The 24,501-nt window shown below is 70.5% G+C and carries 23 protein-coding genes; 16 read left to right on the forward strand and 7 right to left on the reverse strand.

The annotated features are described in order from the left end of the window. Positions 1 to 49 precede the first annotated feature (49 nt). Positions 50 to 925, reverse strand: a complete 876-nt coding sequence (locus ACIPK3_RS16260; RefSeq protein ID WP_402570108.1) for an RNA polymerase sigma factor SigF — start codon at positions 923 to 925, stop codon at positions 50 to 52. 273 nt (positions 926 to 1,198) lie between these two features. On the opposite strand from ACIPK3_RS16260, the gene ACIPK3_RS16265 reads away from it, so the two are divergent. From ACIPK3_RS16265 to ACIPK3_RS16290, 6 genes are all read left to right on the forward strand, one after another. Beyond that, positions 1,199 to 1,576, forward strand: a complete 378-nt coding sequence (locus ACIPK3_RS16265; protein ID WP_402570110.1) for an STAS domain-containing protein — start codon at positions 1,199 to 1,201, stop codon at positions 1,574 to 1,576. Between the two features lie 268 nt (positions 1,577 to 1,844). Then, on the forward strand, positions 1,845 to 2,390 hold the full coding sequence (locus ACIPK3_RS16270; protein ID WP_402570112.1) for an ATP-binding protein: 546 nt from the start codon (positions 1,845 to 1,847) through the stop codon (positions 2,388 to 2,390). A gap of 170 nt (positions 2,391 to 2,560) precedes the next feature. Continuing rightward, positions 2,561 to 3,286 carry an LPXTG cell wall anchor domain-containing protein gene (locus tag ACIPK3_RS16275; RefSeq protein WP_402570114.1) on the forward strand — a complete coding sequence of 242 codons (726 nt, stop codon included), beginning with the start codon at positions 2,561 to 2,563 and terminating at the stop codon, positions 3,284 to 3,286. A gap of 37 nt (positions 3,287 to 3,323) precedes the next feature. Next, on the forward strand, positions 3,324 to 4,142 hold the full coding sequence (locus ACIPK3_RS16280) for a hypothetical protein (RefSeq protein ID WP_402570116.1): 819 nt from the start codon (positions 3,324 to 3,326) through the stop codon (positions 4,140 to 4,142). Beyond that, positions 4,139 to 5,239, forward strand: a complete 1,101-nt coding sequence (locus tag ACIPK3_RS16285; protein WP_402570117.1) for a hypothetical protein — start codon at positions 4,139 to 4,141, stop codon at positions 5,237 to 5,239. The genes ACIPK3_RS16280 and ACIPK3_RS16285 overlap by 4 nt, the downstream gene beginning before the upstream one ends. Beyond that, positions 5,236 to 6,528, forward strand: a complete 1,293-nt coding sequence (locus tag ACIPK3_RS16290; RefSeq protein WP_402570119.1) for a hypothetical protein — start codon at positions 5,236 to 5,238, stop codon at positions 6,526 to 6,528. Before ACIPK3_RS16285 ends, ACIPK3_RS16290 begins: the two co-directional genes overlap by 4 nt. A gap of 93 nt (positions 6,529 to 6,621) precedes the next feature. Here ACIPK3_RS16290 and ACIPK3_RS16295 read toward each other — a convergent pair whose 3' ends face one another. Then, positions 6,622 to 8,160 (reverse strand): peptide MFS transporter, encoded by a 1,539-nt coding sequence (locus ACIPK3_RS16295; protein WP_402570121.1) that lies wholly within the window; start codon positions 8,158 to 8,160, stop codon positions 6,622 to 6,624. 490 nt (positions 8,161 to 8,650) lie between these two features. Between ACIPK3_RS16295 and ACIPK3_RS16300 the strand changes: the two genes are divergently transcribed. Continuing rightward, positions 8,651 to 9,328 (forward strand): response regulator transcription factor, encoded by a 678-nt coding sequence (locus tag ACIPK3_RS16300; RefSeq protein WP_018566970.1) that lies wholly within the window; start codon positions 8,651 to 8,653, stop codon positions 9,326 to 9,328. Positions 9,329 to 9,375: 47 nt separating this feature from the next. After that, the gene (locus ACIPK3_RS16305; RefSeq protein ID WP_402570123.1) at positions 9,376 to 10,647 is read left to right on the forward strand and encodes an ATP-binding protein; all 1,272 of its coding nucleotides are present in this window, start codon (positions 9,376 to 9,378) and stop codon (positions 10,645 to 10,647) included. Positions 10,648 to 10,666: 19 nt separating this feature from the next. On the opposite strand, the gene ACIPK3_RS16310 is transcribed toward ACIPK3_RS16305, so the two are convergent. Next, the gene (locus ACIPK3_RS16310; RefSeq protein ID WP_402570124.1) at positions 10,667 to 11,182 is read right to left on the reverse strand and encodes a GtrA family protein; all 516 of its coding nucleotides are present in this window, start codon (positions 11,180 to 11,182) and stop codon (positions 10,667 to 10,669) included. 162 nt (positions 11,183 to 11,344) lie between these two features. On the opposite strand from ACIPK3_RS16310, the gene ACIPK3_RS16315 reads away from it, so the two are divergent. Genes ACIPK3_RS16315 through ACIPK3_RS16325 form a run of 3 tightly spaced genes read left to right on the forward strand, consistent with a single transcriptional unit; the run spans position 11,345 to position 14,204 of the window. After that, a complete protein-coding gene (locus tag ACIPK3_RS16315) occupies positions 11,345 to 12,484 on the forward strand; it encodes a 5-(carboxyamino)imidazole ribonucleotide synthase (RefSeq protein ID WP_402570125.1) in 1,140 nt (379 codons plus the stop codon). A 20-nt stretch (positions 12,485 to 12,504) separates the two neighbouring features. Next, the gene (gene purE / locus ACIPK3_RS16320) at positions 12,505 to 13,002 is read left to right on the forward strand and encodes a 5-(carboxyamino)imidazole ribonucleotide mutase (RefSeq protein ID WP_402570224.1); all 498 of its coding nucleotides are present in this window, start codon (positions 12,505 to 12,507) and stop codon (positions 13,000 to 13,002) included. A gap of 17 nt (positions 13,003 to 13,019) precedes the next feature. Then, positions 13,020 to 14,204, forward strand: a complete 1,185-nt coding sequence (locus tag ACIPK3_RS16325) for a dipeptidase (RefSeq protein WP_402570127.1) — start codon at positions 13,020 to 13,022, stop codon at positions 14,202 to 14,204. A gap of 63 nt (positions 14,205 to 14,267) precedes the next feature. Here the strand turns inward: ACIPK3_RS16325 and ACIPK3_RS16330 are convergent, their stop codons facing one another. Beyond that, positions 14,268 to 15,425, reverse strand: a complete 1,158-nt coding sequence (locus ACIPK3_RS16330) for an acyl-CoA dehydrogenase (protein WP_402570129.1) — start codon at positions 15,423 to 15,425, stop codon at positions 14,268 to 14,270. 181 nt (positions 15,426 to 15,606) lie between these two features. On the opposite strand from ACIPK3_RS16330, the gene ACIPK3_RS16335 reads away from it, so the two are divergent. From ACIPK3_RS16335 to ACIPK3_RS16345, 3 genes are all read left to right on the forward strand, one after another. Continuing rightward, the gene (locus ACIPK3_RS16335) at positions 15,607 to 16,950 is read left to right on the forward strand and encodes a UDP-glucose dehydrogenase family protein (protein ID WP_402570131.1); all 1,344 of its coding nucleotides are present in this window, start codon (positions 15,607 to 15,609) and stop codon (positions 16,948 to 16,950) included. Between the two features lie 213 nt (positions 16,951 to 17,163). Then, on the forward strand, positions 17,164 to 17,523 hold the full coding sequence (locus ACIPK3_RS16340) for a VOC family protein (protein WP_402570132.1): 360 nt from the start codon (positions 17,164 to 17,166) through the stop codon (positions 17,521 to 17,523). A gap of 126 nt (positions 17,524 to 17,649) precedes the next feature. After that, positions 17,650 to 17,994, forward strand: coding sequence for a four-helix bundle copper-binding protein (locus tag ACIPK3_RS16345; RefSeq protein ID WP_402570226.1), 345 nt, complete (start codon positions 17,650 to 17,652; stop codon positions 17,992 to 17,994). A 55-nt stretch (positions 17,995 to 18,049) separates the two neighbouring features. Here the strand turns inward: ACIPK3_RS16345 and ACIPK3_RS16350 are convergent, their stop codons facing one another. Then, complete coding sequence (locus ACIPK3_RS16350; RefSeq protein ID WP_402570134.1) at positions 18,050 to 19,348, reverse strand: LCP family protein; 1,299 nt, start codon at positions 19,346 to 19,348, stop codon at positions 18,050 to 18,052. A gap of 119 nt (positions 19,349 to 19,467) precedes the next feature. On the opposite strand from ACIPK3_RS16350, the gene ACIPK3_RS16355 reads away from it, so the two are divergent. Beyond that, positions 19,468 to 20,034 carry an acyl-CoA thioesterase gene (locus ACIPK3_RS16355; protein WP_402570136.1) on the forward strand — a complete coding sequence of 189 codons (567 nt, stop codon included), beginning with the start codon at positions 19,468 to 19,470 and terminating at the stop codon, positions 20,032 to 20,034. A 31-nt stretch (positions 20,035 to 20,065) separates the two neighbouring features. Here ACIPK3_RS16355 and ACIPK3_RS16360 read toward each other — a convergent pair whose 3' ends face one another. Then, the gene (locus ACIPK3_RS16360) at positions 20,066 to 21,553 is read right to left on the reverse strand and encodes an LCP family protein (protein ID WP_402570138.1); all 1,488 of its coding nucleotides are present in this window, start codon (positions 21,551 to 21,553) and stop codon (positions 20,066 to 20,068) included. 139 nt (positions 21,554 to 21,692) lie between these two features. Between ACIPK3_RS16360 and ACIPK3_RS16365 the strand changes: the two genes are divergently transcribed. Further along, the gene (locus ACIPK3_RS16365) at positions 21,693 to 22,730 is read left to right on the forward strand and encodes a glycosyltransferase family 2 protein (protein ID WP_402570140.1); all 1,038 of its coding nucleotides are present in this window, start codon (positions 21,693 to 21,695) and stop codon (positions 22,728 to 22,730) included. A gap of 98 nt (positions 22,731 to 22,828) precedes the next feature. Here ACIPK3_RS16365 and ACIPK3_RS16370 read toward each other — a convergent pair whose 3' ends face one another. Then, positions 22,829 to 24,472, reverse strand: a complete 1,644-nt coding sequence (locus ACIPK3_RS16370; protein WP_402570142.1) for an LCP family protein — start codon at positions 24,470 to 24,472, stop codon at positions 22,829 to 22,831. Between the last annotated feature and the right edge of the window lie 29 nt (positions 24,473 to 24,501).

A 24,501-nucleotide genomic window follows, 5' to 3' on the forward strand; every position in this document is an offset into this window, starting at 1 on the left:
GCCGAACCGCCTCGGGGAGATTCACCCTTGTGGGCTCACTCCGGTGGACTCACTCCTCCAGAGTGAGCCCCTTGCGCAGTCGTACGAGCGTCCGCGTCAGCAGCCGCGACACGTGCATCTGCGAGATGCCGAGTTCTTCGCCGATCTCCGACTGGGTCAGCCCGGCGACGAAGCGGAGCGAGAGGATCTTCCGGTCCCGGGGCGGGAGTTCGGCGATCAGCGGCTTCAGGGACTCGACGTACTCGATGCCTTCGAGTCCGTGGTCCTCGTAGCCGATGCGGTGCGAGAGCGCGCCCTCGGAGTCTTCCTCGTCGGGCTGGGCGTCCAGGGAGGAGGCGGTGTAGGCGTTGGACGCCGCCATGCCCTCGACCACCTCTTCGTTCGACAGGCCCAGCCGCTCGGCCAGTTCAGCCACCGTCGGCGCGCGGTCCAGCCGCTGCGACAGCTCGTCACCGGCCTTGGCCAGGTCGATCCGCAGCTCCTGGAGCCGGCGCGGGACGCGCACGGACCACGAGGTGTCGCGGAAGAACCGCTTGATCTCGCCGATGATGGTTGGCATCGCGAAGGTCGGGAACTCGACACCGCGCGAGAGCTGGAAGCGGTCGATCGCCTTGATCAGGCCGATGGTGCCGACCTGGATGATGTCCTCCATCGGCTCGCTGCGGGAGCGGAACCGGGAGGCGGCGAACTTGACCAGCGCGAGGTTGAGCTCGACGAGCGTGTTGCGTACGTACGCGTACTCGTGCGTGCCTTCCTCCAGCGCTTCGAGCCGCTCGAAGAGGGTCTTGGACAGAGCCCGCGCATCCACCGCACCGACCTCGTCGAACGGCGGGATCTCGGGGAGCCCGTCGATGGGATCCAGTTGTACCGGTGGGGGTGTCGACGTCGCCGTCGGGGTATGCGATGCGTCGAGCCGGGGTGACATGGGGGTCCTCCATCGTTCTCGGCGTATGGCTGCCGAAGCCGTACGTGCACTGCGGTGTGCGGCGCCTCCAAAGCCGGCCGTGTCGGTTTACGTGTCTCTACTAGCCCTACCCGGTTCATGCAGCTCATCGCAAGTGCGTTGCGACACGGTATGTCAGATGATGAGAGGTTGTTCGGGTGTCGGAGTGTGAAGGGAAGGCGTAGTGTTCGAGGGCACCGGCCGAAACCGGCAGGGCAGTCAGTCAGCAGCCACGACCTCGGGAGAGAGACGGCAATGGACCACGGGACGGTCGGCAGCGCACAGTCGGGCCGGCTTCTGGTGGAGGTGCGGGAAGAAGGCTCCAGCGCCGTAGTGACACCGGCAGGTGAGCTCGATCACCACACCGCCGATCTACTGCGCGAGCCGCTCGACGACCTTCTCGTCAAAGGCCACTCGCGGCTTGTCGTGGACTGTTCACGGCTTGAGTTCTGCGATTCCACGGGCCTGAACGTACTGCTCGGCGCCCGCCTGAAGGCGGAGTCCGCGGGTGGCGGGGTGCACCTGGCGGGGATGCTGCCGGTGGTGGCCCGTGTGTTCGAGATCACCGGGGCGGACGCGGTCTTCACCGTGCACGACTCCGTCGCGGCGGCGCTGGCCGACGAGACCGGCTGAGCCGCGCCGTGGCAGCCCGCCGGGGCGCGTGCGGCGAGCGTTGCGCCGGTCGCGTCGCAAAGGGGGGTGTTCCGCCGGATCCGCAGGGCAGGAGAGATCCTGAGCCCGTCGGTGACTGGCGGTACCGCAGGAGGCGAGTGAACAACGACGTCCCGCGTATCAAGTGCGAAACAAGTGCGAAAAGCGAGTGCGAAAAGTACGACCAGTCGATCGGCGTCGGTCGAAGATGGTGAATCGTGAACAGGCGAATCGGTGAGGTGAAGCGCTGATGAGCACCACCCGGCCCTACCCGCCGGGCGACCGCGGCTCGGAGCCCGGGGGCGTTCCCGGTGTGTCCGAGGGGGCTGTGCCGGCCGCCGGTGCGCCCTTGCGGGACGCGGCCGCTCCGCCCGTACCGCCGGAAGGCCGTCAGGTCCGCAGACTGCGCCTGGCAGGCGAGAGCGGGGTCGTCCCGCTCGCCCGTGACTTCACCCGCCAGGCGTTGTACGCGTGGGGCTGGCTCCCGGCGGCCGGTGCCGAACGGCGGGCCGCGGCCGAGGACGTACTGCTGGTCGTCTCCGAGCTGGTCACCAATGCCTGTCTGCACGCCGAGGGCCCGGACGAACTGGTGCTCTCCTGCGACCGGAAGGTGATCCGCCTGGAGGTCGCCGACCGCGGCACCGGCCAGCCTGCCCCGCGCACCCCGCACCGCGCCGGGCGCCCCGGCGGTCACGGGATGTTCATCGTGCAGCGGCTGTGCCTGGACTGGGGAGTCGTACGGTCCCCGGGCGTCCCCGGCAAGACGGTGTGGGCCGAGCTGGGTGCCCCGGCCTAGGGCCCGCACCTGCCTCACCCGCCACACGCGACAGCGCCCTCTCCACCCGACCCCCTTCCCGCGCACGCCGGATCGACACAACTCCGGCGTGCGCTTTGTCTTCCCTCCGCACGGCCCCCGGCGTACCTTGACGGCCAATCTGATATACCGTCAGGAAATGGGGTGGGCCCGTGCCGTACCCGAAGAGAACCGCCGCGCTCGCGTCCGCCGCCGCGCTGGCCGGGTCCGTGGTCCTGCTGACCGCGCCGACGGCTCACGCCGACGTCGTCGACGTCAACTACCAGTGCAAGACGCCCATCGGTGACAAGAGCGCCGTCTCGCCCATCGACATCAAGGGTGTCAGGAGCGGCAGCGGCTACCGCATCACCATGTCCTGGCAGAAGGGTGTGTCCTCCAGTCCGGTCGAGCTGGGCAAGGGCGCCATGAACCCGAGCGCCACCATCAGGCTGGGCGGCGTCGGCAGCGGCACGCTGGCCGTGTCGGGCCCGGCCAACCAGGGAGCGATCCCGGCCAACACCCCCATCAAGATCAATGACCTGAGCGGCACCTACACACCGGCGAAGACCGGCAAGGTCACCTTCACGGCCGGTGTGCTCACCATCAAGGCGCTCGGTACGACGACGACCTGCACCCCGGCCAACAGTCCCGGGCCGTCCCTGACCCTGGACGTGACGGCGGCCGGCGGCTCCAGCGGCGCCTCGGGCTCTTCCGGCTCTTCAGGTTCCTCGGGGTCGTCGGGGTCTTCGTCCGGCGGCACCGGCTCCGGCGCCGCCCTCCCCCAGACCGGCCCCGAGGACTCGTTCGTCGCCCTCGGCACACTCGGCGGCACGGTCCTCCTCGCGGGCGCCGCGGGTGCGTTGTGGCTGTCGCGGCGGAATCCGGCCGTACGCCGCTGAACCGCCGATGTCCCGGGTCTGACCGCTGGAGCCGCCGATGCCGTACGCCGCCCGCCTTCTGAGCGCGTCCCTCCTGCCCACGCTGGCCCTGCTGCCGCCGCGCGGGAACCCGGGGGGCTGGTCCATGGCGCCCGCGGGCGGCGGACGACCGTCCTTCTACGCCGAGGGCGCGCCCGGGACGGTCCAGCAGGACACGCTGACCGTGACCAACCGCGGCACCGGGCCCGTCACACTGCGGCTGGGCGGCACCGGAGTCCGCGTCACCTTCGCCGCGCCGCGCCTGCGCGTCCCCGCCCGCACCCGGGCCGAGGTCCCCTTCACGGTGGCCGTCCCGGCGGGAGCCGCGCCCGGTGACCGGTCCGGGACCCTCACCGCACGGGACGGCGAGGGCCTCGCCGCGACGGTCCCGGTGCACCTGCGGGTCGACGGCCCCGCGCTGTCCGCGCTGACCGTGGAGCATCTGGCCGTGCGCCCCGACCGCATCACGTACGAGCTGGTCAACCGGGGTACGACGGTCCTCGTACCGAAGCTCGCGGTGCGGGCCGAAGGTGTCTTCGGGCGGGTCCTGGACCGCCCGGCGCGCACCCTGCCCGTCCGGCTGCCCCCGGGCCGCCGCCTGAGACTCGCCGAACCCTGGCCCGACCGGCCGAAGCTGGACGCGGTCGACATACGGCTGACGGTCACGGCGCCGGGCGGGGCGGCGGACTCGGCGGCCGTGTCGGCGCGGTTCGTGCCGTGGGGTGCGGTGGGGGCGGTGGCGGTGCCGCTGGGCGGAGCGGGCGCGGTGGTCGTCGTACGGCGGCGCAGACGTCGTACCGCTGGTGCCGGGGACGTGCTGACGGGAGCGGCGGTATGAGCGGGCGGCTGCGGGCGCTGGCGATCGTGCTGGTGCTGGTTCTTTCGCCGCTGGCGGGGTCACCGCTCGCGGGTACGGCCGCGGCGGCCGACGGACCGGCCGTGCGGCTCTCGGACTCCCAGGCGGGGACCGGGGGCTCGGTCACCGTCAGCGGTACCGGCTGGCGGCCGCGCACCCTGCTGATGATCCTGGTCTGCGGGCAGGCCACCCCGTCCCGGGGCGTGATCGGCGGCACCAACTCCTGCGCCAACGGCGACGGCAGGGCCGTCACCACCGACGCCCGGGGCACCTTCGGCAGGAGTGTTCCGGTCGCCGAACCGCCCGTGCCGTGCCCCTGCGTGGTGCACGTGGCCACCGTGACCGGGGCGAAGGCCGACGCGGACGCGGCCTTCCAGGTGGCCGGACACGCCGTCGCGGCACTGCCCGCCGAGACCACCGGCGGACGCCTGTCCGTCCTCACCGACACCCGGCTCGACGGTTCCGGCGGCCTTCTGACGTGGTTCGGGGCGCCCCCGTCGCGCACGCTGGTCTTCACCGTCGGCAACGCCGGCTCCTCCGCCGTCCGCGACCCCGTCTTCCAGGTCGGCACCGCGCACGGTGTCTTCGCACCGCAGTGGGACGACCACGAGTGGCGGGGCACCCTCGGACCCGGCGGCAAGGCCGAGGTCAGGCTGCCCGTCGAGCTGGCGGCCGGGGCACACGGCGACTACACCGTGTCCGTCCGGTACGCCGGCCGGGTCGTCGCCGAACAGCCCTGGGGCGTGGGCCGGCCCTGGGGCGTGACCCTCTTCTGGCTCCTGCTCTGCCTGGTCGTACCGGCCGCCGTGTTCCGTATCGGCATGGCGGTGGTGGACCGCGTACGGCCGCGGCCGCGCGGAGCCGGCGGCGGAGCCCATGGTCGCGGGCCGCGCCGCCCCCGGCTGCTGTCACGGCTGCCCCGATCCGGCGCCGCACCCGACGACGCGCCCGTCACGACTCCGACCCTGCCGTGGTTCACCCCGGACTCCGTTCCGGACAGCGCGGCCGGCCGGCTCTCCGCACCGCACGACGACAGCCCGACGAGTCCTGCGACTCCCACCACGAAGGGACCCACGTGAGCATGCGAAGGAGAGCCACACCGGCCACCACCCGGCACGGCGGCGTACGGCGGGCGGGCGCGGTGGGGGCCGCACTCGCGCTCGGCGGGGCGGGACTCCTGCTGGGCCTGGCCACGGCACCGGCCCAGGCCGCCGAGGTGTCGTTCGCGACGCACTGCGTGCCGCCCGCGGGCATCGATCCCGTCGACGGCACCACCAAGGTCCAGATCACCGCGCCGGCCACCGCGAAGGTGGGCGACACGGTCGACGTGGTGTGGAAGTTCGTACAGGCCGCGTCGAAGAACCCGAACATCATCGACCTGCCCGCGAACTCGGTCCAGCCGTCCGGCACCCTGAAGGCGGCCGGCGCGCAGAGCGCCGACATCGCGATGCGGGGGCCCCGGGAGAACCCGGCGATCCCCAAGGGCGGCGCCATGGTGCTGTCCGACATGAAGGGCACCCTGAAGCTGACCGCACCCGGCGAGGTGACCCTGACGCCCGACGCCTACACGGTCAACGCCATGTCGACGGACACCAAGTGCGCGCCCAAGGAGACGGTGCAGAAGGCGGCGACCATCGTGGTGTCGGCGGGCGGCGGGGGATCGTCGAGCGCGTCGGCGCCGCCGAGCGGTACGCCCTCGCAGTCGGCGTCGGCGTCGGCCTCGTCCTCCCCGGGTGACGGGACCGGGCAGACCGACTTCACGGGCAAGGAGGTCCAGGTCCCCTACGCCTGCAAGACGCCCATCGGCGACAAGAACGCGACCTCCGCGGTGCAGATCAACGCCAGGAAGAGCGGCGGGAGCTTCGGTCTCACCGTGCTGTTCAAGAAGTCGGTGATGGACAGCCCGGCCGACATCCCCGCGAACTCCGTGAAACCGTCGATGGAGGTGGCCCTCGGCGGCGCCGACAAGGGCACGGTGCATGTGGAGGGCCCGGCGAACTCCTCGCCCATCAAGTCCGGCGAACCCATAGCGATCCCCGACCTGACCGGCACCTACAAGCCCGGTGCGAGTGGCTCCTCGAGCCTGTCGCCGGGGGTGCTGACCATCAAGGCCCTGGGCACGACGACGACCTGCACGCCGACGAAGTCGGAGGTCTCCCTCACCCTGGACACCGCGCAGCAGGCGAACGGCGCCTCCGGCGGCGGGTCCACCTCGGGCGGTGCCGCGGCGACCGGTGGCAGCGGCGGCCTGGCCGAGACCGGTTCGAGCGAACACGGCGCCCTCAAGGCCCTCGGCCTGGTGGCGGGCACGGCGATCCTGCTGGGCGGAGCGGTGTTCACCCTCCTGCCCCGGCGGAACCCGCGCTGACCCCGAAGCCCGGGCGGAAGTCCATGACGAAACGGCGAAGGGCCGCCGCACCTCGGGTGCGGCAGCCCTTCGCTGTGTGTGCCGGACCGTGCGTCAGCGCACGTCGACCATCTGCGCCTTGACCTTCTTGCGGTACATCAACACCGCGAAGCCGGCGAGCACCGCGAGGACCGCCTCGCCGAAGACCGCGCCCCTGCCGCCCAGATTCATCCCCGCTACGGCCGGGTTGGCCAGCAGGGTGGTGATGGAGTCGCCCGCGGTCGACGCGAGGAACCATATGCCCATCATCTGGCTGGCGTACTTGACCGGAGCCATCTTCGTCGTCACCGAAAGGCCGACCGGCGACAGGCACAGCTCGCCGACGGTCTGGATGAAGTAGATGCCGACCAGCCACATCGGGCTCACCGCGGTGCCGTTCGCCGCCATGGCCAGCGGGATCAGGAAGAAGAAGAACGACACGCCTACCAGGACCAGTCCCATCGCGAACTTCACGACGGTGCTGGGCTCCTTGCCCTTGCGGTTCAGCCACAGCCAGATCCAGGCGAAGACCGGGGCCAGCGCCATGATGAACAGCGGGTTCAGCGACTGGTACCAGGAGGTCGGGAAGTCGAAGCCCAGCATCTGGTGGGATGCCTTGCCCTCGCCGAACGCCTGGACCGTGGACGCGCCCTGGTCGTAGATCATCCAGAAGGCGGTGGCGGCGACGAAGAACCAGACGTACGCCGACATCCTGGACTGCTCGGGAGCCGAGAGGTCCTTGTCCCGCTTGATACGCAGCAGCACTCCCGCCGGAACGATCACGCCGATCACGGCCAGCGGGATCACCGCCCAGTTCAGGGTGAAGTGGCCGGTGAAGCCGACGACGCCGTAGAAGACGGCCGCGATCATCAGCCAGGTCAGGCCCTTGCGCAGCCAGGAGCTCCGCTCCTCGGCGCTCAGCGGCTTGGGGACGATCTCGCTCTTGGGGTTGAGGTGGCGCGTGCCGAGCAGGAACGCGGCGAGACCGATCGCCATGCCGACCGCGGCCATGCCGAAGCCGAGGTGCCAGTTGACCTTCTGGCCGACCGTGCCGATGGCCAGCGGAGCGAAGAAGGCGCCCGCGTTGATGCCCATGTAGAAGATCGTGAAGCCACCGTCGCGGCGCGGGTCGTCCGGCCCGTCGTACAGGTGGCCCACCATCGTGGAGATGTTGGCCTTCAGCAGACCCGAACCGGCCGCGACCAGCGCGAGACCCGCGAAGAAGGGGGCCTGTCCGCCGGGCAGGGCAAGCGCGACATGGCCGGCCATGATCGTCACGGCGGCGACGGTCACCGTCTTGCGCGGGCCCCAGACACGGTCGCCGAGCCAACCGCCGGGCATGGCGAGCAGATAGACCATGGCGGAGTAGATGGAGACGATCACCGTCATGGCGGCCGCGTCCATCGCCAGGCCGCCGCCCATGCTGCCCTTGCCGGCGTCGGGACCGCCGGACAGCAGATAGACGGCGAGGAGAGCCTTCATGCCGTAGAAGGAGAACCGCTCCCACATCTCGGTCATGAAGAGGGTGGCCAGGCCGCGGGGGTGGCCGAAGAAGGTCTTCTCGGGGCCGGGGGTGCCCGGTCGGACCGAGTCCTTCGTCAGGCTGGACGCCATGGGTCGTTCCTTGCTGGTCGGGACGCGCTCGCTGGAGCGTCGCGCCCGGTGGGGGTCGGCCGGCACCGGCGGGTCGGACCGTCCACCCCACGCCCGGGGGGAGTCCGCCCCGGATCGCGGGGCGGAGGACGGCGGCCACCGGGATCCACGCCCCGTGACGCGAGAGGCGTCCGGAGCCCGGCCAGAGGTCATTCCTTTCAAGGCCGGTTGGGGGCCGGCCCGTACACAAAAGAGACCTTCAGCGTCATTTGCTCGCCAAAGGTCCCCGTGTACTACAGGCGTTCACATTCACTTTACGTCAGGACACCGCCTGATATGGAAGGACTTGAGACACGGATCACAGGTGTCGCTGCAACCTCACACCCGTATTCGAAGGTGTCTCCTACCATCGCACCTCTCGGCCACAGGTTCGTGCCAATGTGCCCCAAGGTAAGAATCCGGCCAGGCGATCACACCCCAGCTCAGCGCGTCGGCGGACTACCATCACCTCATGACCCGTGTACTGCTCGCCGAGGACGACGCGTCCATCTCGGAACCGCTGGCCCGCGCCCTGCGCCGGGAAGGTTACGAGGTCGAGGTGCGCGAGGACGGACCCACCGCGCTCGACGCCGGAATGCAGGGCGGCGTCGACCTGGTCGTGCTGGACCTGGGCCTGCCCGGCATGGACGGCCTGGAGGTCGCCCGCCGGCTGCGTGCCGAGGGCCACACCGTGCCCATCCTCATCCTGACCGCGCGAGCCGACGAGGTGGACACCGTCGTCGGCCTCGACGCGGGCGCCGACGACTACGTCACCAAGCCCTTTCGGCTCGCCGAACTGCTCGCGCGTGTCCGGGCCCTGCTGCGGCGTGGCGCCGCCGAGCCGCAGCAGCCGCCCGCGACGCACGGCGTGCGCATCGACGTGGAGTCGCACCGCGCGTGGATGGGCGACGAGGAACTCCAGCTCACCGCGAAGGAGTTCGACCTGCTGCGGGTGCTCGTGCGGGACGCGGGCCGGGTCGTGACGCGGGACCAGCTGATGCGCGAGGTCTGGGACACCACCTGGTGGTCGTCCACCAAGACGCTCGACATGCACATCTCCTGGCTGCGCAAGAAGCTCGGCGACGACGCGGCGAACCCGCGGTACATCGCGACCGTGCGGGGCGTGGGCTTCCGCTTCGAGAAGAGCTAGTCGGGGTGGTTCGGGTAATCCGGTTCAGGTAGTTCGGGTACGGGAACATGCGCCGTCGACTCATCCAGTCCACGCTCGCCGTGGTGCTCGTGGTGATCGCCGTTTTCGGTGTGTCACTCGTCATCGTCGAGACGCGGACGATCAGCAACAGCGCCCAGGAGCGCGTGGAGTCCGAGGCGGTGCGGCTGGCCAGCATCGTCGACAGCCGGATCCTCGCCTCGGAGAACGTCAACGCGGAGGCGCTGCGCAACCCGGTCGGCGAGGACCAGTACGTCCTGATCCGTATGCCCGGCAGGCCGTCGATCGAGATCGGCACCAAGCCCGAGGGCGACGTCATCCACTCCACGCAGCACGGCGAGGAGGGCGAGACCGTCCTGGTGCAGGAGCCCCGCTCCGCGGTGACCCGGGAGGTCGGCCGGACCCTGCTGATCATCGGACTGGTGGCGCTGCTCGCCGTGGTCGCGGCCGTGCTGCTGGCGGTACGGCAGGCCAACCGGCTCGCCTCCCCGCTGACCGACCTCGCCGAGACCGCCGAGCGCCTCGGCTCCGGTGATCCGCGCCCCCGGCACAAGCGGTACGGCGTGCCCGAGCTGGACCGGGTCGCCGATGTCCTGGACTCCTCGGCCGAGCGCATCGGCCGCATGCTGACGGCCGAGCGGCGCCTCGCGGCCGACGCCTCCCACCAGCTACGTACGCCGCTGACGGCGCTGTCCATGCGGCTGGAGGAGATCACCCTCACGGACGACCCGGACACGGTGAAGGAGGAGGCGAACGTCGCGCTGACCCAGGTGGAGCGCCTGACGGACGTGGTGGAACGGCTGCTGACGAACTCCCGCGACCCGCGCACCGGCTCCGCCGTCTCCTTCGACCTGGACGAGGTCATCCAGCAGCAGCTCGCCGAGTGGCGCCCCGCCTACCGTGGCGTGGGCCGCGCGATCGTCAGCTCCGGGAAGCGGCACCTGCGGGCCGTCGGCACCCCGGGCGCGGTGGCCCAGGTGCTGGCCGCGCTGATCGAGAACTCCCTCATGCACGGCGGCGGCACGGTCGCCCTGCGCACCCGGGTCACCGGCAACCAGGCCGTGATCGAGGTCACCGACGAGGGTCCCGGGGTCCCGGCCGACCTGGGTGCCCGCATCTTCGAGCGGACGATCAGCGGACGGAACTCCACCGGCATCGGCCTGGCCGTGGCCCGCGACCTCGCGGAGGCCGACGGCGGCCGCCTCGAACTGCTCCAGGCCCAGCCCCCGGTCTTCGGCCTGTTCCTGTCCCGCACCCCGCCGCACAGACGCCTGGACGAGGAAGAACCGACGGTCCGCTAGGCCCCCCGGCGAGCGCCGCTCAGAGCACCCGCTGTGCGGGCCGCTCCGTCGTCGGGTCGCCCTCGGCGAGGAACGCCTCAGCGCTGGCGACGGTCTCGCGGGCCGGTAGGGCGCGGAAGACCCAGCTTCGGTAGGACCAGAAGCGGAACAGGGTCGCGATGCCGATGCCGACGAACTTGAACACGTTGCTCTGGAGCTGGCTGTCCCAGCCGAAGCCGTACGTCGCCGCGTACAGAACGCCGTTCTCGATCACCAGCCCGACCACGCTGAACAGCAGGAACAGGGTCAGTTCCTTGGTTCGGCCGCTCTTGTCACGGTCGCGGTACGTCCAGTAACGGAAGCCGATGTAGTTGAAGACGATGGCGACCACGGTCGCGATCACGCTCGCCCGGACAACCTGAAGGTCGGTGACGTGCCGGACCAGGTTGAAAACCCCGAGGTTGACGAGCAGACCGGCACCGCCGACGGCGCCGAACTTCGCGAGCTCGCGGACGAGCCGTCGCAGTCCCGAGGATGCCGAGGAAGCATGATCCATGGTGGTGCGGGATCCCGTCGGTAGGGTTAGGTCAACCCAGCCATGCTAACCACGGCCCCTTCGACTTTCCTGTGCACCGGCCCACAGGTCGGAAAGAGAAGGGCAAGACCGGGGAAAATCGGGACAGCCGAGCCCGGGGGAGCGGGCCGATACCCTGGGGGTGTGACATTCCCGGTAGTCGGCATGGTCGGCGGTGGCCAGCTCGCTCGTATGACGCACGAGGCAGGCATCCCGCTGGGCATCAAGTTCAAACTTCTCAGTGACACCCCTCAGGACTCCGCGGCCCAGGTGGTGAGCGATGTCGTCATCGGCGACTACCGCGACCTGGAGACGCTGCGCGCGTTCGCACGGGGCTGCGATGTGATCACCTTCGATCACGAACACGTACCCACCGAGCATCTGCGCGCCCTGGAAGCGGACGGCATCCCCGTGCGCCCAGGCCCTGACGCGCTCGTGCACGCCCAGGACAAGGGGGTGATGCGCGCGAAACTCAGCGAGATCGGTGTGCCCTGCCCACGGCACCGGATCGTGACCGACCCGACGGACGTGGTCGCCTTCGCCGCGGAGGGCGACGGCTTCCCGGTCGTCCTCAAGACCGTCCGCGGCGGCTACGACGGCAAGGGCGTCTGGGTGGTCGAGTCCGCGGAGGAGGCCGCCGACCCGTTCCGCGCGGGCGTCCCGGTCCTCGCCGAGGAGAAGGTCGACTACGTCCGCGAGCTCGCCGCCAATGTCGTACGCTCCCCGCACGGCCAGGCCGTCGCCTACCCGGTGGTCGAGTCCCGGCAGGTCGGCGGCGTCTGCGACACGGTGATCGCCCCCGCCCCCGACCTGGACGAGGCCCTGGCCCTGAAGGCCGGGGAGATGGCGCTGAGCATCGCCAAGGAGCTGGGCGTGATCGGCCACCTCGCCGTCGAGCTGTTCGAGACCCGCGACGGCCGCGTCCTCGTCAACGAGCTGGCGATGCGCCCGCACAACTCCGGCCACTGGACCCAGGACGGTGCGGTAACCAGCCAGTTCGCCAACCACGTACGGGCCGTGCTCGACCTCCCCCTCGGCGACCCGCGCCCGCGCGCCAGGTGGACCGTCATGGCCAACGTCCTCGGCGGCGACTACCCGGACATGTACTCGGCGTATCTGCACTGCATGGCCCGCGACCCCCAGCTCAAGATCCACATGTACGGCAAGGACGTGAAGCCCGGCCGCAAGGTCGGTCACGTGAACACCTACGGCGACGACCTGGACGACGTGCTGGAGCGCGCCAGTCACGCTGCCGGATACCTGAGAGGCACGATCACCGAATGAGCCCCGTTGTTGGCATCGTCATGGGTTCTGACTCCGACTGGCCCGTCATGGAGGCCGCGGCCCAGGCCCTCGACGAGTTCGAGATCGCGTACGAGGTCGACGTGGTCTCCGCGCACCGCATGCCGCGCGAGATGATCGCGTACGGCGAGCACGCGGCCGACCGGGGCCTGAAGGCGATCATCGCGGGCGCCGGTGGCGCCGCCCATCTGCCCGGCATGCTCGCCTCGGTCACCCCGCTGCCGGTCATCGGCGTCCCGGTGCCGCTGAAGTACCTCGACGGCATGGACTCCCTGCTGTCGATCGTGCAGATGCCGGCCGGCGTCCCCGTCGCCACGGTCTCCGTCGGCGGCGCCCGCAACGCCGGTCTCCTCGCCGCCCGCATCCTCGCCGCGCACGACGAGGAACTGCTCACCCGTATGCGCGAGTTCCAGCAGGAGCTGAACGACCAGGCCACCGAGAAGGGCAAACGGCTGCGCGCCAAGGTCGAGGGATCGAGCGGCTTCGGCTTCGGGAAGTGAGGGGTATGACCTCCGTCATGACCTCACTCGACGAAGCACGTTCCCTGCTGCGCGAGTTCCCCGTGGTCGACGGCCACAACGACCTCCCGTGGGCGCTGCGCGAACAGGTCCGCTACGACCTCGGCGCGCGCGACATCGCCGTGAGCCAGAGCGCCCATCTGCACACCGACATCCCCAGACTGCGCGAGGGCGGCGTCGGAGCGCAGTACTGGTCGGTGTACGTGCGCTCGGACCTGCCCGACCCGGTCCCGGCCACCCTGGAGCAGATCGACTGCGTACGGCAGCTGCTCGCCCGTCACCCGAAGGACCTGGCGCCCGCGCTGACCGCCGCCGACATGGAGACCGCGCGCCGTGAGGGGCGTATCGCCTCCCTGATGGGCGCGGAGGGCGGCCACTCGATCGCCTGCTCGCTCGGCACCCTGCGCGGTCTGTACGGCCTCGGCGTGCGCTACATGACGCTCACCCACAACGACAACGTCCCGTGGGCCGACTCGGCGACGGACGAGCCGAACGCGGGCGGTCTGTCGGCCTTCGGCCGCGAGGTCGTACGGGAGATGAACCGCCTCGGCATGCTCGTCGACCTCTCCCACGTGGCGGCGACGACCATGCGGGACGCGCTGGACACCACGTCCGCGCCGGTGATCTTCTCCCACTCCTCGTCGCGTGCCGTGTGCGACCACCCGCGCAACATCCCGGACGACGTGCTGGAGCGGCTGCCCGCCAACGGCGGCATGGCGATGGTGACGTTCGTACCGAAGTTCGTGCTCCAGGCGGCGGTCGACTGGACGGCCGCCGCGGACGAGAACATGCGGGCCCACGGCTTCCACCACCTCGCCACCACCGCCGAGGCCATGAAGGTGCACCGCGCCTTCGAGGAGCTGAACCCCCGCCCGCTCGCCACGGTCGCCACGGTCGCGGACCACCTGGACCACATGCGCGAGGTCGCCGGCATCGACCACCTCGGCATCGGCGGCGACTACGACGGCACCGCCTTCACCCCGGACGGCCTCGCCGACGTCTCCGGCTACCCCAACCTTCTCGCCGAACTCCTCGACCGCGGCTGGTCCACCTCCGACCTGGCCAAGCTGACCTGGCAGAACGCGGTGCGGGTGCTGGGCGCGGCGGAGGACGTCGCCCGCGACCTCCGGGCGACGCGAGCCCCGTCGAACGCGACGATCGAGCAGCTCGACGGCCCCTCCTAGGCCGACCCCGCAACAGCACCAACGGCCCCCGGCGCGACGCCGGGGGCCGTGCTGGTTCACCTGTCAGGGAAGGTTGCGGGCCATCACGATCCGCTGAACCTGGTTCGTGCCCTCGTAGATCTGCGTGATCTTCGCGTCGCGCATCATCCGCTCCACCGGGTAGTCCCGCGTGTAGCCGTAGCCGCCGAGGAGCTGGACCGCGTCCGTGGTGACCTCCATGGCGACGTCCGAGGCGAAGCACTTGGCGGCCGCGCCCTGGAAGGTGAGGTCGCTGTCGACGCGCTCGGAGGCGGCCGCGGCCTGGTAGGTCAGGGCGCGGGCGGCGGCGATCTTCATGGCCATGTCGGCGAGCATGAACTGGATGCCCTGGAAGTCGGCGATCGGCTTGCCGAACTGCTTGCGCTCCTGGACGTAGCCCTTGGCGTAGTCGAGGGCGCCCTGGGCGACACCGAGGGCCTGGGCGGCGATGGTGATGCGGGTGTGGTCCAGCGTCTTCATCGCGGTCGCGAAGCCGGTGCCCTCCTCGCCGATCATGCGGTCGGCGGGGATGCGGACGTTGTCGAAGTAGACCTCGCGGGTCGGCGAACCCTTGATGCCGAGCTTCTTCTCCGGGGCGCCGAAGGAGACGCCCTTGTCGGACTTCTCCACGACGAACGCCGAGATGCCCTTCGAGCGCTTCGACGGGTCGGTCACGGCCATCACCGTGTAGTACTCGGAGACACCCGCGTTGGTGATCCAGCGCTTGACCCCGTTGAGGATCCAGTGGTCGCCGTCGCGGACCGCCTTGGTCTTCATGCCGGCCGCGTCCGAGCCCGCCTCCGGCTCGGAGAGGCAGTACGAGAACATCCCGTCGCCCTTGGCGAGCGGCCCGAGGTACTTCTTCTTCAGCTCCTCGGAGCCGGACAGGATCACCGGGAGGGAGCCGAGCTTGTTCACCGCCGGGATGAGCGAGGAGGAGACGCAGGCGCGGGCCACTTCCTCGATCACGATGACGGTGGCGAGGGCGTCGGCGCCGGCGCCGCCGTACTCCTCGGGGACGTGCACGGCGTGCAGGTCGTTGGCGACCAGGGCGTCATGCGCCTCCTGCGGGAAACGGGCCTCCTCGTCCACCGCGGCGGCGAACGGCGCGATCTTCGCCTCGACCAGCGCGCGGACGGTGTCGCGGAGCATGTCGTGCTCCTCGGCGGGGCGGTACAGGTCGAAGTCAGCCGATCCGGCCAAGGTCTCTCACGCTCCAAAGACGCTGTGATTCTGACGCTAACTACCGTTAAGTAACTCAAATTTTAGAGCCCGCTCAGGGGACCGCCTACGTGAGCTTGGCGACAGACCGGAAAACTGCCCGGTGGGCGGCCCGACTATGCTCGGCTCCGCATCAGCGACGTACCCGATCTGGAGCATTTCCATGAGCCTGAAGATCACCGTGATCGGCACCGGCTACCTCGGCGCCACACACGCCGCGGCCATGGCCGAGCTGGGTTTCGAGGTACTCGGGCTCGACGTCGTGCCCGAGAAGATCGAGATGCTGGAGCGCGGTGAGACCCCGATGTACGAGCCGGGGCTCGACGAGCTGCTGCGCAAGCACGTCGCCGGTATCGAGGGCTCCTCGGGGCGGCTGCGGTTCACCATGGACTGGGCCGAGGCCGCCGCGTTCGGCGACATCCACTTCGTGTGCGTGAACACACCGCAGCGGCACGGCGAGTACGCGGCCGACATGTCGTACGTCGACGCCGCGTTCGCCTCCCTCGCGCCCCATCTGACCGGCCCCGCCCTGGTCGTCGGCAAGTCGACCGTGCCCGTCGGCTCCGCCGACCGGCTCGCCGCCTACCTGGCCGAGCACGCCCCGGCCGGCGCCGACGCCGAGCTGGCCTGGAACCCCGAGTTCCTGCGTGAGGGCTTCGCCGTCAAGGACACCCTGCACCCGGACCGGCTCGTGGTGGGTGTGCGCAGCGAGCGCGCGGAGAAGCTGCTGCGCGAGGTGTACGCCACGCCGATCGGCGAGGGAACGCCGTTCGTCGTCACCGACTTCCCGACCGCCGAACTGGTGAAGACCTCCGCGAACTCCTTCCTGGCCACGAAGATCTCCTTCATCAACGCCATGGCGGAGGTGTGCGAGGCGGCCGGCGGTGACGTGGTGAAGCTGGCCGAGGCCATCGGCCACGACGACCGGATCGGGAAGAAGTTCCTGCGCGCCGGGATCGGCTTCGGCGGCGGCTGTCTGCCCAAGGACATCCGGGCGTTCATGGCGCGGGCGGGCGAGCTGGGCGCGGACCAGGCGCTGACCTTCCTGCGCGAGATCGACTCCATCAACATGCGGCGCCGCGGCCAGATGGTGGAGATGGCCCGGGAGGCGCTGGGCGGCGGCTCGTTCCTGGGCAGGCGGGTCGCGGTGCTCGGCGCCGCCTTCAAGCCCGACTCGGACGACGTCCGGGACTCGCCCGCGCTCAACGTGGCCGGCCAGATCCACCTCCAGGGCGGCCAGGTCACCGTCTACGACCCGAAGGGCATGGCCAACGCCCGGCGCCTCTTCCCGACGCTGGGGTACGCCGACTCCGCGCTGGAGGCCGTGCGGGGTGCCGACGTCGTACTGCACCTGACCGAATGGCGGGAGTTCCGCGAGCTGGACCCGGCGGCGCTGGGCGAGGTCGTCTCTGCCCGGGTGATCCTCGACGGACGCAACGCCCTGGACCCGGAGGAGTGGCGGCGCGCCGGATGGACGTACCGAGCGATGGGCCGTCCGACCGCCTGAATCCCCGCCACTGAGTCCACTCACTCGGTCGACGCACACGGATGACGCCGGTTCGGCCGAGGCTCAGTCGGCCGAACCGGCGTCTTGCTGCATTCTGCACCACGTGGCCGCCGGATGGTCCTCGAACCGGCCCCAGGGTGGTGCTCCTTACCCTCGGGCCCCTTGGAATGTTCTCCTGCAGGGGCAACCGATCCGAGGTTCCGAGGAGGAGTCGTGGCTCTCGCCAGACTGGGTGTCGTCGTCCTTGACTGTCCCGACCCGAGCGCGCTCGCCGGGTTCTACGCCGGGCTGCTGGGCGGCACTCCCGACGACAACGGGGAATGGGTCGACCTGAGGTTGCCCGGCGGGCAGGCGCTGGCCTTCCAGGCCGCGCCCGGGTTCGTACCGCCGAACTGGCCCGCGCCCGACGGCTCGCAGCAGTTCCACCTGGACCTGGTCGTGGACGACCTGGACACGGCGGAGAAGGGGGTGCTGGAGCTGGGCGCACGTCCGTTGGACACGGCGGACCGCTCACGTACCTGGCGCGTGTACGCGGACCCGGCGGGACACCCGTTCTGTCTCTGCCTCTCCTGACGAGGCCGTGCGTGCCGCCGGGCGCCGAATGGCACTACCCATCGGTCGGGCTTAGGACGGGAAGCACGTGGGGCCCGTCCGGGGCCCCTCTCCCTCTCTGGAGGAGTCGTGTCCCAGCCCGGAACCATGAGCCCCATGAGCAAGGCGATGCAGGACTGCGTCGAGGCGTGCATGTCCTGCCACACCGTCTGCGAGGAGACCATGAGCTCCTGCATGCAGATGGGCGGACAGGCCCAGATGCAGATCATGCGGGCGCTCATGGACTGCTCGGAGATGACCCGAATGTGCGCGGACATGATGATGCGCCGCTCGCCGATGTCCACCGAGATGTGCGCGATGTGTGCCAAGGCGTGCGACATGTGCGCCGAGGCGTGTATGTCGATGCCGGACGATCCACAGATGATGCGCTGCGCGGACGCGTGTCGCCGCTGCGCCGAGATGTGCCGGTCGATGGCGGGTGCGCGTATGTGACCCCGGCCTGACGGCGCCGGAGGGTGTCTCGCGGGGCACCCTCCCGTGCGCGCGACTAGTTGCCGGAGACGGTCACCTTCTCGTCGTTGTTCAGCTGGTTCACCAGCGTCTTGACCTTCGACTTGTCCCAGACGAGGTTGCCGCCGGTGGAGCCGGAGATCGGCATGTTCAGGGACGTGCCGTCACCGCCGCTGACGCCCTTCATCGCCCAGAACATGGAGGCGAGGTCCCACAGGCTCATGTCCTTGTCGACGGTGAGCGAGTCGAGGCCCGCGCCCATGGTCGGGTAGAACTTGAACGGGTTCAGGACCGTCGACGGGGTGGCCACCTGGTGGGCCAGGGCCGACAGGAACTTCTGCTGGTTCTTCGTGCGCTGGAGATCGCTGGCCGCGAAGGCGTGCCGGGTACGCACGAAGGCGAGGGCCTGCTCGCCGTTCAGGGTCTGCTTGCCCGTCTTGAAGTCGGCGCCGGAGTACTTGTCCTTGAAGCCCTTGTCGATGTCGATCTCGACCCCGCCGACCGCGTCGACGATGTTCGCGAAGCCGGCGAAGCCGATCTCGACGTAGTGGTCTATGTGCAGGCCGGTGTTGTACTCGACCGTGCGCACGAGCAGCGTCGGGCCGTCCTCGGCGTAGGCCGCGTTCAGCTTCGTCTGCCGCCCCTTGGCCGGGTAGGTCTTCCCGGACGTCGACCCCTGGTACGAGGGGATCGTCACGTTGGAGTCGCGCGGCAGCGAGATCAGCGTGTCGCCGTTGTCGCCGACGTGCAGGATCATCATCGAGTCGGTCCGCTGGCCGTCGGCGGAGCCGGTGTGCAGCTTCTTCTTGTCCTCGTCCGACAGGCCCTTGCGGCTGTCGGAGCCGACGATCAGGTAGTTCGTGCCCGAGCCCGTCTCCGGCCGGTCGATGACCGTCGACAGGTCGACGTCGCGGTGCAGCTTGGAGTCGGCCCAGAAGTACGTCGCCACCGACGTGACGGTCAGCACACTGACGAGGGTGATCGCCGTCCACTTGAGACGGCGCCGCCAGTTCGGCGCCGGGCGCGGTCCGCGCGGGCCCGCCGGGCCTCCGGGACCGCCTCCGGGCGCGCCGCCGTAGACCTGGCCGGTGTTGTAGCCGCTGTCGTAGCCGTCGTGTCCCTGGCCGTCGACGTACGACGGCTGCTGCGGGACCCCGGCACCGTACGGCGGCGCCGACGGGCCGCCGTTGCCGTACCCGCGCTGTCCGGGCGGGGCGGCCTGGCCGCGCTGCACCTGGCGCATCACGCGGGCGCCCTCGGGCTGCGCGCCGGCGCTACCGCGTCCGTAGCGGTCGCCGCGGTTGTCGTCGGACCATCCCTCGCGCCAATCGTTCATGCGCCCCAGTGTGCAGGGTCCCGCCATATGGGTTACAAGGCCCGTCGGGAAATCAGGGCTCTGCTGTTGCGAAGCTGACACAAATTCCGCGAACGTCGCTCCCGCATACAGTGGGGTCCATGACAGACCAGCCCCACGGCGCAGATCCCGACAGACCGGGCACACCGGACATGTTGGGCAAACCCACCTCGGCGTCCCGTACCACGCTCAGCCACATCATGACACTCAACGACACCAACCTGCTGGGCACGGTGCACGGCGGTGTGATCATGAAACTGGTCGACGACGCGGCGGGCGCGGTGGCCGGGCGGCACAGCGGAGGGCCCGCCGTCACCGCGTCCATGGACGAGATGGTGTTCCTGGAGCCGGTCCGCGTCGGCGATCTGGTCCATGTGCAGGCCCAGGTCAACTGGACCGGCCGGACCTCGATGGAGGTCGGCGTCCGGGTCCTCGCCGAACGCTGGAACGAGTCCACCCCGCCCACCCACGTCGGCTCCGCCTACCTGGTCTTCGCCGCGGTCGACCAGGACGGCAAGACCCGCCCGGTCCCGCCGGTGATCCCGGAGACCGAGCGCGACAAGCGCCGCTGCCAGGAAGCCCAGATCCGCCGCACCCACCGCCTCTCCCGCCGCCAGGCGATCATGGAACTGCGCGAGCGACGGGTGGCGGAGGGATTCGCGGACTAGGGGGCGTCCCTGGGCATCGGCGGGTGCCGTGTCACGCGCCTCCTGCGCACAGCGCCTCGTCGCCCCGCATCACGCCGTTCGTCCCCGGGGCCGGCTGGTCCGCCCGTACCTTCCGTACGTCCTTGAAGTCGGAACCGGCGATCACCTTGAGCACCTGGCCCTGCCCGGGCCGCGCCCGCAGCTCGGCGGCCGGCAGGGCCGCGGCCAGCGCCCTGGCCGAACGGTCCCAGTGCGGGTCGTAGACGATCACCGTCCGCCGCACCGAGTGCTCTGCCGAGGTCACCGGCTGCCCGGAGGTGGCGAAGCCGGTCGCGGCCAGTGCCGAGTCCATCCGCCTGCCCAGTCCGGCGGTCGCGGTGCCGTTCTCCACCTGGACCCTGATCTGCTGCGGGGGCACCCCCACGGTCACGGCCGGGGTGGTGTTCCGCCGGGGGCGGTTCACCGCGAGCGGTCTGTCGTCGCGCAGTGCCTGGAACAGCTTGTCCGCCCCGGCCTTGTCCCACAGCAGCGTCGAGCCGATGCCGGGCACGACCTGTCCCAGGCGGCCGATCGGCACGGTCGTGAACTCGGAGGAGGCGGGGGAGAAGTGCCGCATCGCGCGGCCGAGGTCCAGCAGCTCGTCCGTGCCGAAGCCCCGGTCCGCCCGCACCGACCCCAGCACGGCGTGCGTCACGTCACGGAACCTCAGCGGGTTCAGCAGCACCCCGGAGGAGGTCGCCCGGTCGATCAGCGCCGCCAGGAACCGCTGCTGCCGCTTCATCCGCCCCAGGTCGCTGGCCCCGTCCACGTGCCGTGAGCGGACGTACTGCAACGCCTGGCCGCCCCCCAGGGTGTGGGGGCCGGCCGGCAGGTCGAGGCCGGTGTACGAGTCCTTCATCGGCTCCGTCGTGCAGATCCGAACGCCGCCGAGCACGTCCACGGTCTTCATGAAGCTGGTGAAGTCGACCTCCAGATAGTGGTCGATCTTCACATGCGTCATGTCCTCCACCGTGCGCACGGTCAGCTGCGGGCCGCCTTCCGCGTACGCCGCGTTGATCCTCACGGAGTGCGCCGCGTGACGCTTCCCGGTCGACTCGTCGACGTGCTCCGGCACCCTGGCGTACGAGTCCCGCGGCAGGCTCACCACGCTCGCCCGCTCCCGGTCCGCCGACAGATGCACGATCATGATCGTGTCGGTGCAGTGGCAGGGTGCCCCGCCGAGCCGGTAGCGGCGCCGGTCCCGCTCGGTGATCTGGTCGCGGCCGTCCGTGCCGACCAGCAGGACGTTCATACCGTGCCCCGCCTGCGGCCGGTCCTTCATGTCCCGGAACGGGTCGACGCGCGAGATGTCCGAGTCCAGGCTGGTGACGACGGCGTGTCCGATCCCGGCCGAGGCGAGCACCACCACGGACAGAGTGGTCACCGCCCGCATGGCCCAGCGTGGTTTCCTCCGCCTGGGCGGCACCTGGGCCCGCTGCGGCTGGGGCGGTCGTGGACGACGCTGCGGCCGTGCGGGCGACCGTTGCGGCGTGGCCGGCATGAGGGAACCTCCGCGGGGGCTGGGGGCCCGGGGCCTACGTGGGGTCCTGAGCACCGTAGGCCCATACGATCTCCGCCCCGGCGCAGGCGAACCGGCGGCGCGCATGGGTGTCCCCCATTCGCGGTAACGTGAGGCTCCTATGAACGCCAAGCCCGACGTGCGGCTCCCCGCAGTTTCCGTGATCATGCCCGTCCTGAACGAGGAGCGGCATCTGCGCGGTGCCGTCCAAGCGATCCTCGCGCAGGAGTACGGCGGCGAGATGGAGGTCGTGATCGCCCTCGGTCCGTCCACGGACCGCACGGACGAGATCGCCGCCGAGCTCGTCCGCGAACACCCGCGCGTGTACACCGTCCCGAACCCGACCGGCCGTACCCCCGCCGCGCTCAACGCGGCGATCAAGGCCTCCCGCCATCCGGTCGTGGTGCGCGTCGACGGCCACGGCATGCTCTCGCCCAACTACATCGCGACGGCGGTCCGGCTCCTCGACGAGACCGGCGCGCAGAACGTCGGCGGCATCATGCACGCCGAGGGCGAGAACGACTGGGAGCACGCGGTCGCCGCCGCGATGACCTCCAGGATCGGCGTCGGCAACGCGGCCTTCCACACCGGCGGCGAGGCGGGCCCGGCCGAGACCGTCTACCTCGGTGTCTTCCGGCGCGAGGCCCTGGAACGGCAGGGCGGCTACAACGAGGAGTTCATCCGCGCCCAGGACTGGGAGCTGAACTTCCGCATCCGCGAGGCCGGCGGGCTGATCTGGTTCTCGCCGGAGCTGAAGGTGTCGTACCGCCCCCGGCCCAGCGTGCGGGCGCTCGCCAAGCAGTACAAGGACTACGGCCGCTGGCGGCACGTCGTCGCCCGCTACCACGAGGGCTCCATCAACCTGCGCTATCTCGCCCCGCCCACGGCGGTGTGCGCGATCGCGGCGGGTCTGGTGGCCGGCGTGGCCCTGAGCCCGCTGGGCTTCGTGGTGCCCGGCGGCTATCTCGCGGCGATCGTCGCCGGGTCGGTGCCTGCCGGCAAGGGGCTGCCGCTGAAGGCGCGGCTCCAGATCCCCGTCGCCCTCGCCACCATGCACATGTCCTGGGGCTGGGGCTTTCTGACCAGCCCGAAGTCGCTCGCGAAGCGGGTCGTCGCGTCCCGCCGTCCGGCGGTGCTCGGCACCGACCAGCGGGCGTAGCCCGCCCGGCCTCGCCATACCCGTACGGCCCCTGCCCGGCGACTGAGCGCCGGGCAGGGGCCGTACGGGTATGGGCAGGCGCTACTACCGGCAGGGGGCTACTGCCACTGGTAGGGCTTGTACACGTCCATGCACTTCTGGCTGTCCGCGCCGTTGATGGCGTCGGCGTTGCTCGGCACGTCCCCGGCCTTCGGAGCGGAGGCCTTCGGGTAGGACGAGCCGGACCGCCAGTCGGCGCCGACGACCACGGTGACACCCGACACTGAGGACGACTTCTTCACCGAGCTCAGCGGGATTCCCAGCGCCTTGGCGATGGCCTGGGCGTCGCCCTCCAGATCCGCGCTCGGGTACTGCACGACCGTCCGGTCCTCCGACAGCCCGGACCTGGTGTCCGCGGCCGCCCTGCCGTAGCCCTTTCCGATGAGCACCTGGGCGATCCCGGCCGCCCGGTGGCCGACCGGCGCCTCGGTGGAGGTCTGGGTGGCGTTCTGCACCTGCACGCCGAGCTGGGCCGGGGTGACGGACGGAGTCCGGGTGGCCGACTCCTTGGACTTCTTCTTCGCGTCGTCCGACGCCTTGCCGTTCTTGTCGAGCGGCACGTCGTCGCGGAGCATCTCCCACACCTTGTCGGCGCCGGCGCCGTCCGGGACGACATGCGAGGAGTTCCGCGGGTCCTCGACGTTCGGCATGGTGAGCGAGGTGATGCGGTCCGTCGGCACCGACTTGAGCTGCATGCCCAGGTCGTAGAGCTTCTTGACCGTGCCGATCTCCTCGGAGACCTGGAGGGACTTGGTGGCCGCCTCGGCCAGGTCGGTCAGCCGCCCGGTGTCGGTGAAGATGTTCTGCTGCTTCAGCGTGCGGATCATCGAGTTCAGGTACATGTGCTGGGCGCGCGCCCGCATCAGGTCGCTGCCCCAGGCGTGCCGGGTGCGCAGCCACTGCAGGGCCTGCTTGCCCTGGACCTTGTGAGTGCCCGCCCGCATCTTCAGCCCGGAGCCGCCGCGCTGTGCGGGCGTGGAACGGTCCCACACGTTCTGGCTGACGCAGACGTCGACACCGCCGATGGCGTCCGCCATCCGCACCACGCCCGCGAAGTCGATGGTCATCCAGTGGTCGATGTAGACCCCGGTGAGGTTCTGCCAGGTGGCGAGCGTGCAGCCGGCACCGCCGCGGGCCAGCGACTCGTTGATGATCGTGTTGGTCGCCGGGTACGTCTTGCCGGTCTTGGCGTCCGTGCACTTGGGGATGTTCACGCGAGTGTCACGCGGGATGCTGACCATCGCGGCACTCTTGCGGTCCGCGGACAGGTGAATGAGCATCTGCACGTCGCCGAGCGGCGGGTTGCCCCGGTTGTCCCTGCTGCCGCCGAGCGCCACGTTCTCGTCGGAGTTCCGGCTGTCGGAGCCGATCAGCAGGATGTTCAGCGGGGTCTGCCCGTCGGCGTTCGGCGCGGTCTTCTGCGCCTTGGAGTCGCCGTTGTCGCGCTGGCCCTTGCGGATGTTGCCGTTGAGGTGCTCGTAGTACAGGTATCCGGCGCCGGCCGTGCCAAGTATCACGACCGTGAGGATCGACGCGGACCAGCGCAACACGCGCCGTCTGCGCCGGGGGCGGCCCCCCTGCGAGCCATCTGTGCGTCGCCTGCCACCGCGCCCGCCACCGCTTCCGGTGCCCGGCATCTGCGGCGCCAGCGGCATTGTGTCCTCCATCGCAGGACCCTCCCCACGCACACTGCTCTGCGACAACTGCCCGCCCTCCCCACCCTGCGCCTCAC

The organism is Streptomyces sp. NPDC086787, assembly GCF_044745865.1.
In the GTDB taxonomy this organism is placed as follows: Bacteria; Actinomycetota; Actinomycetes; order Streptomycetales; family Streptomycetaceae; genus Streptomyces.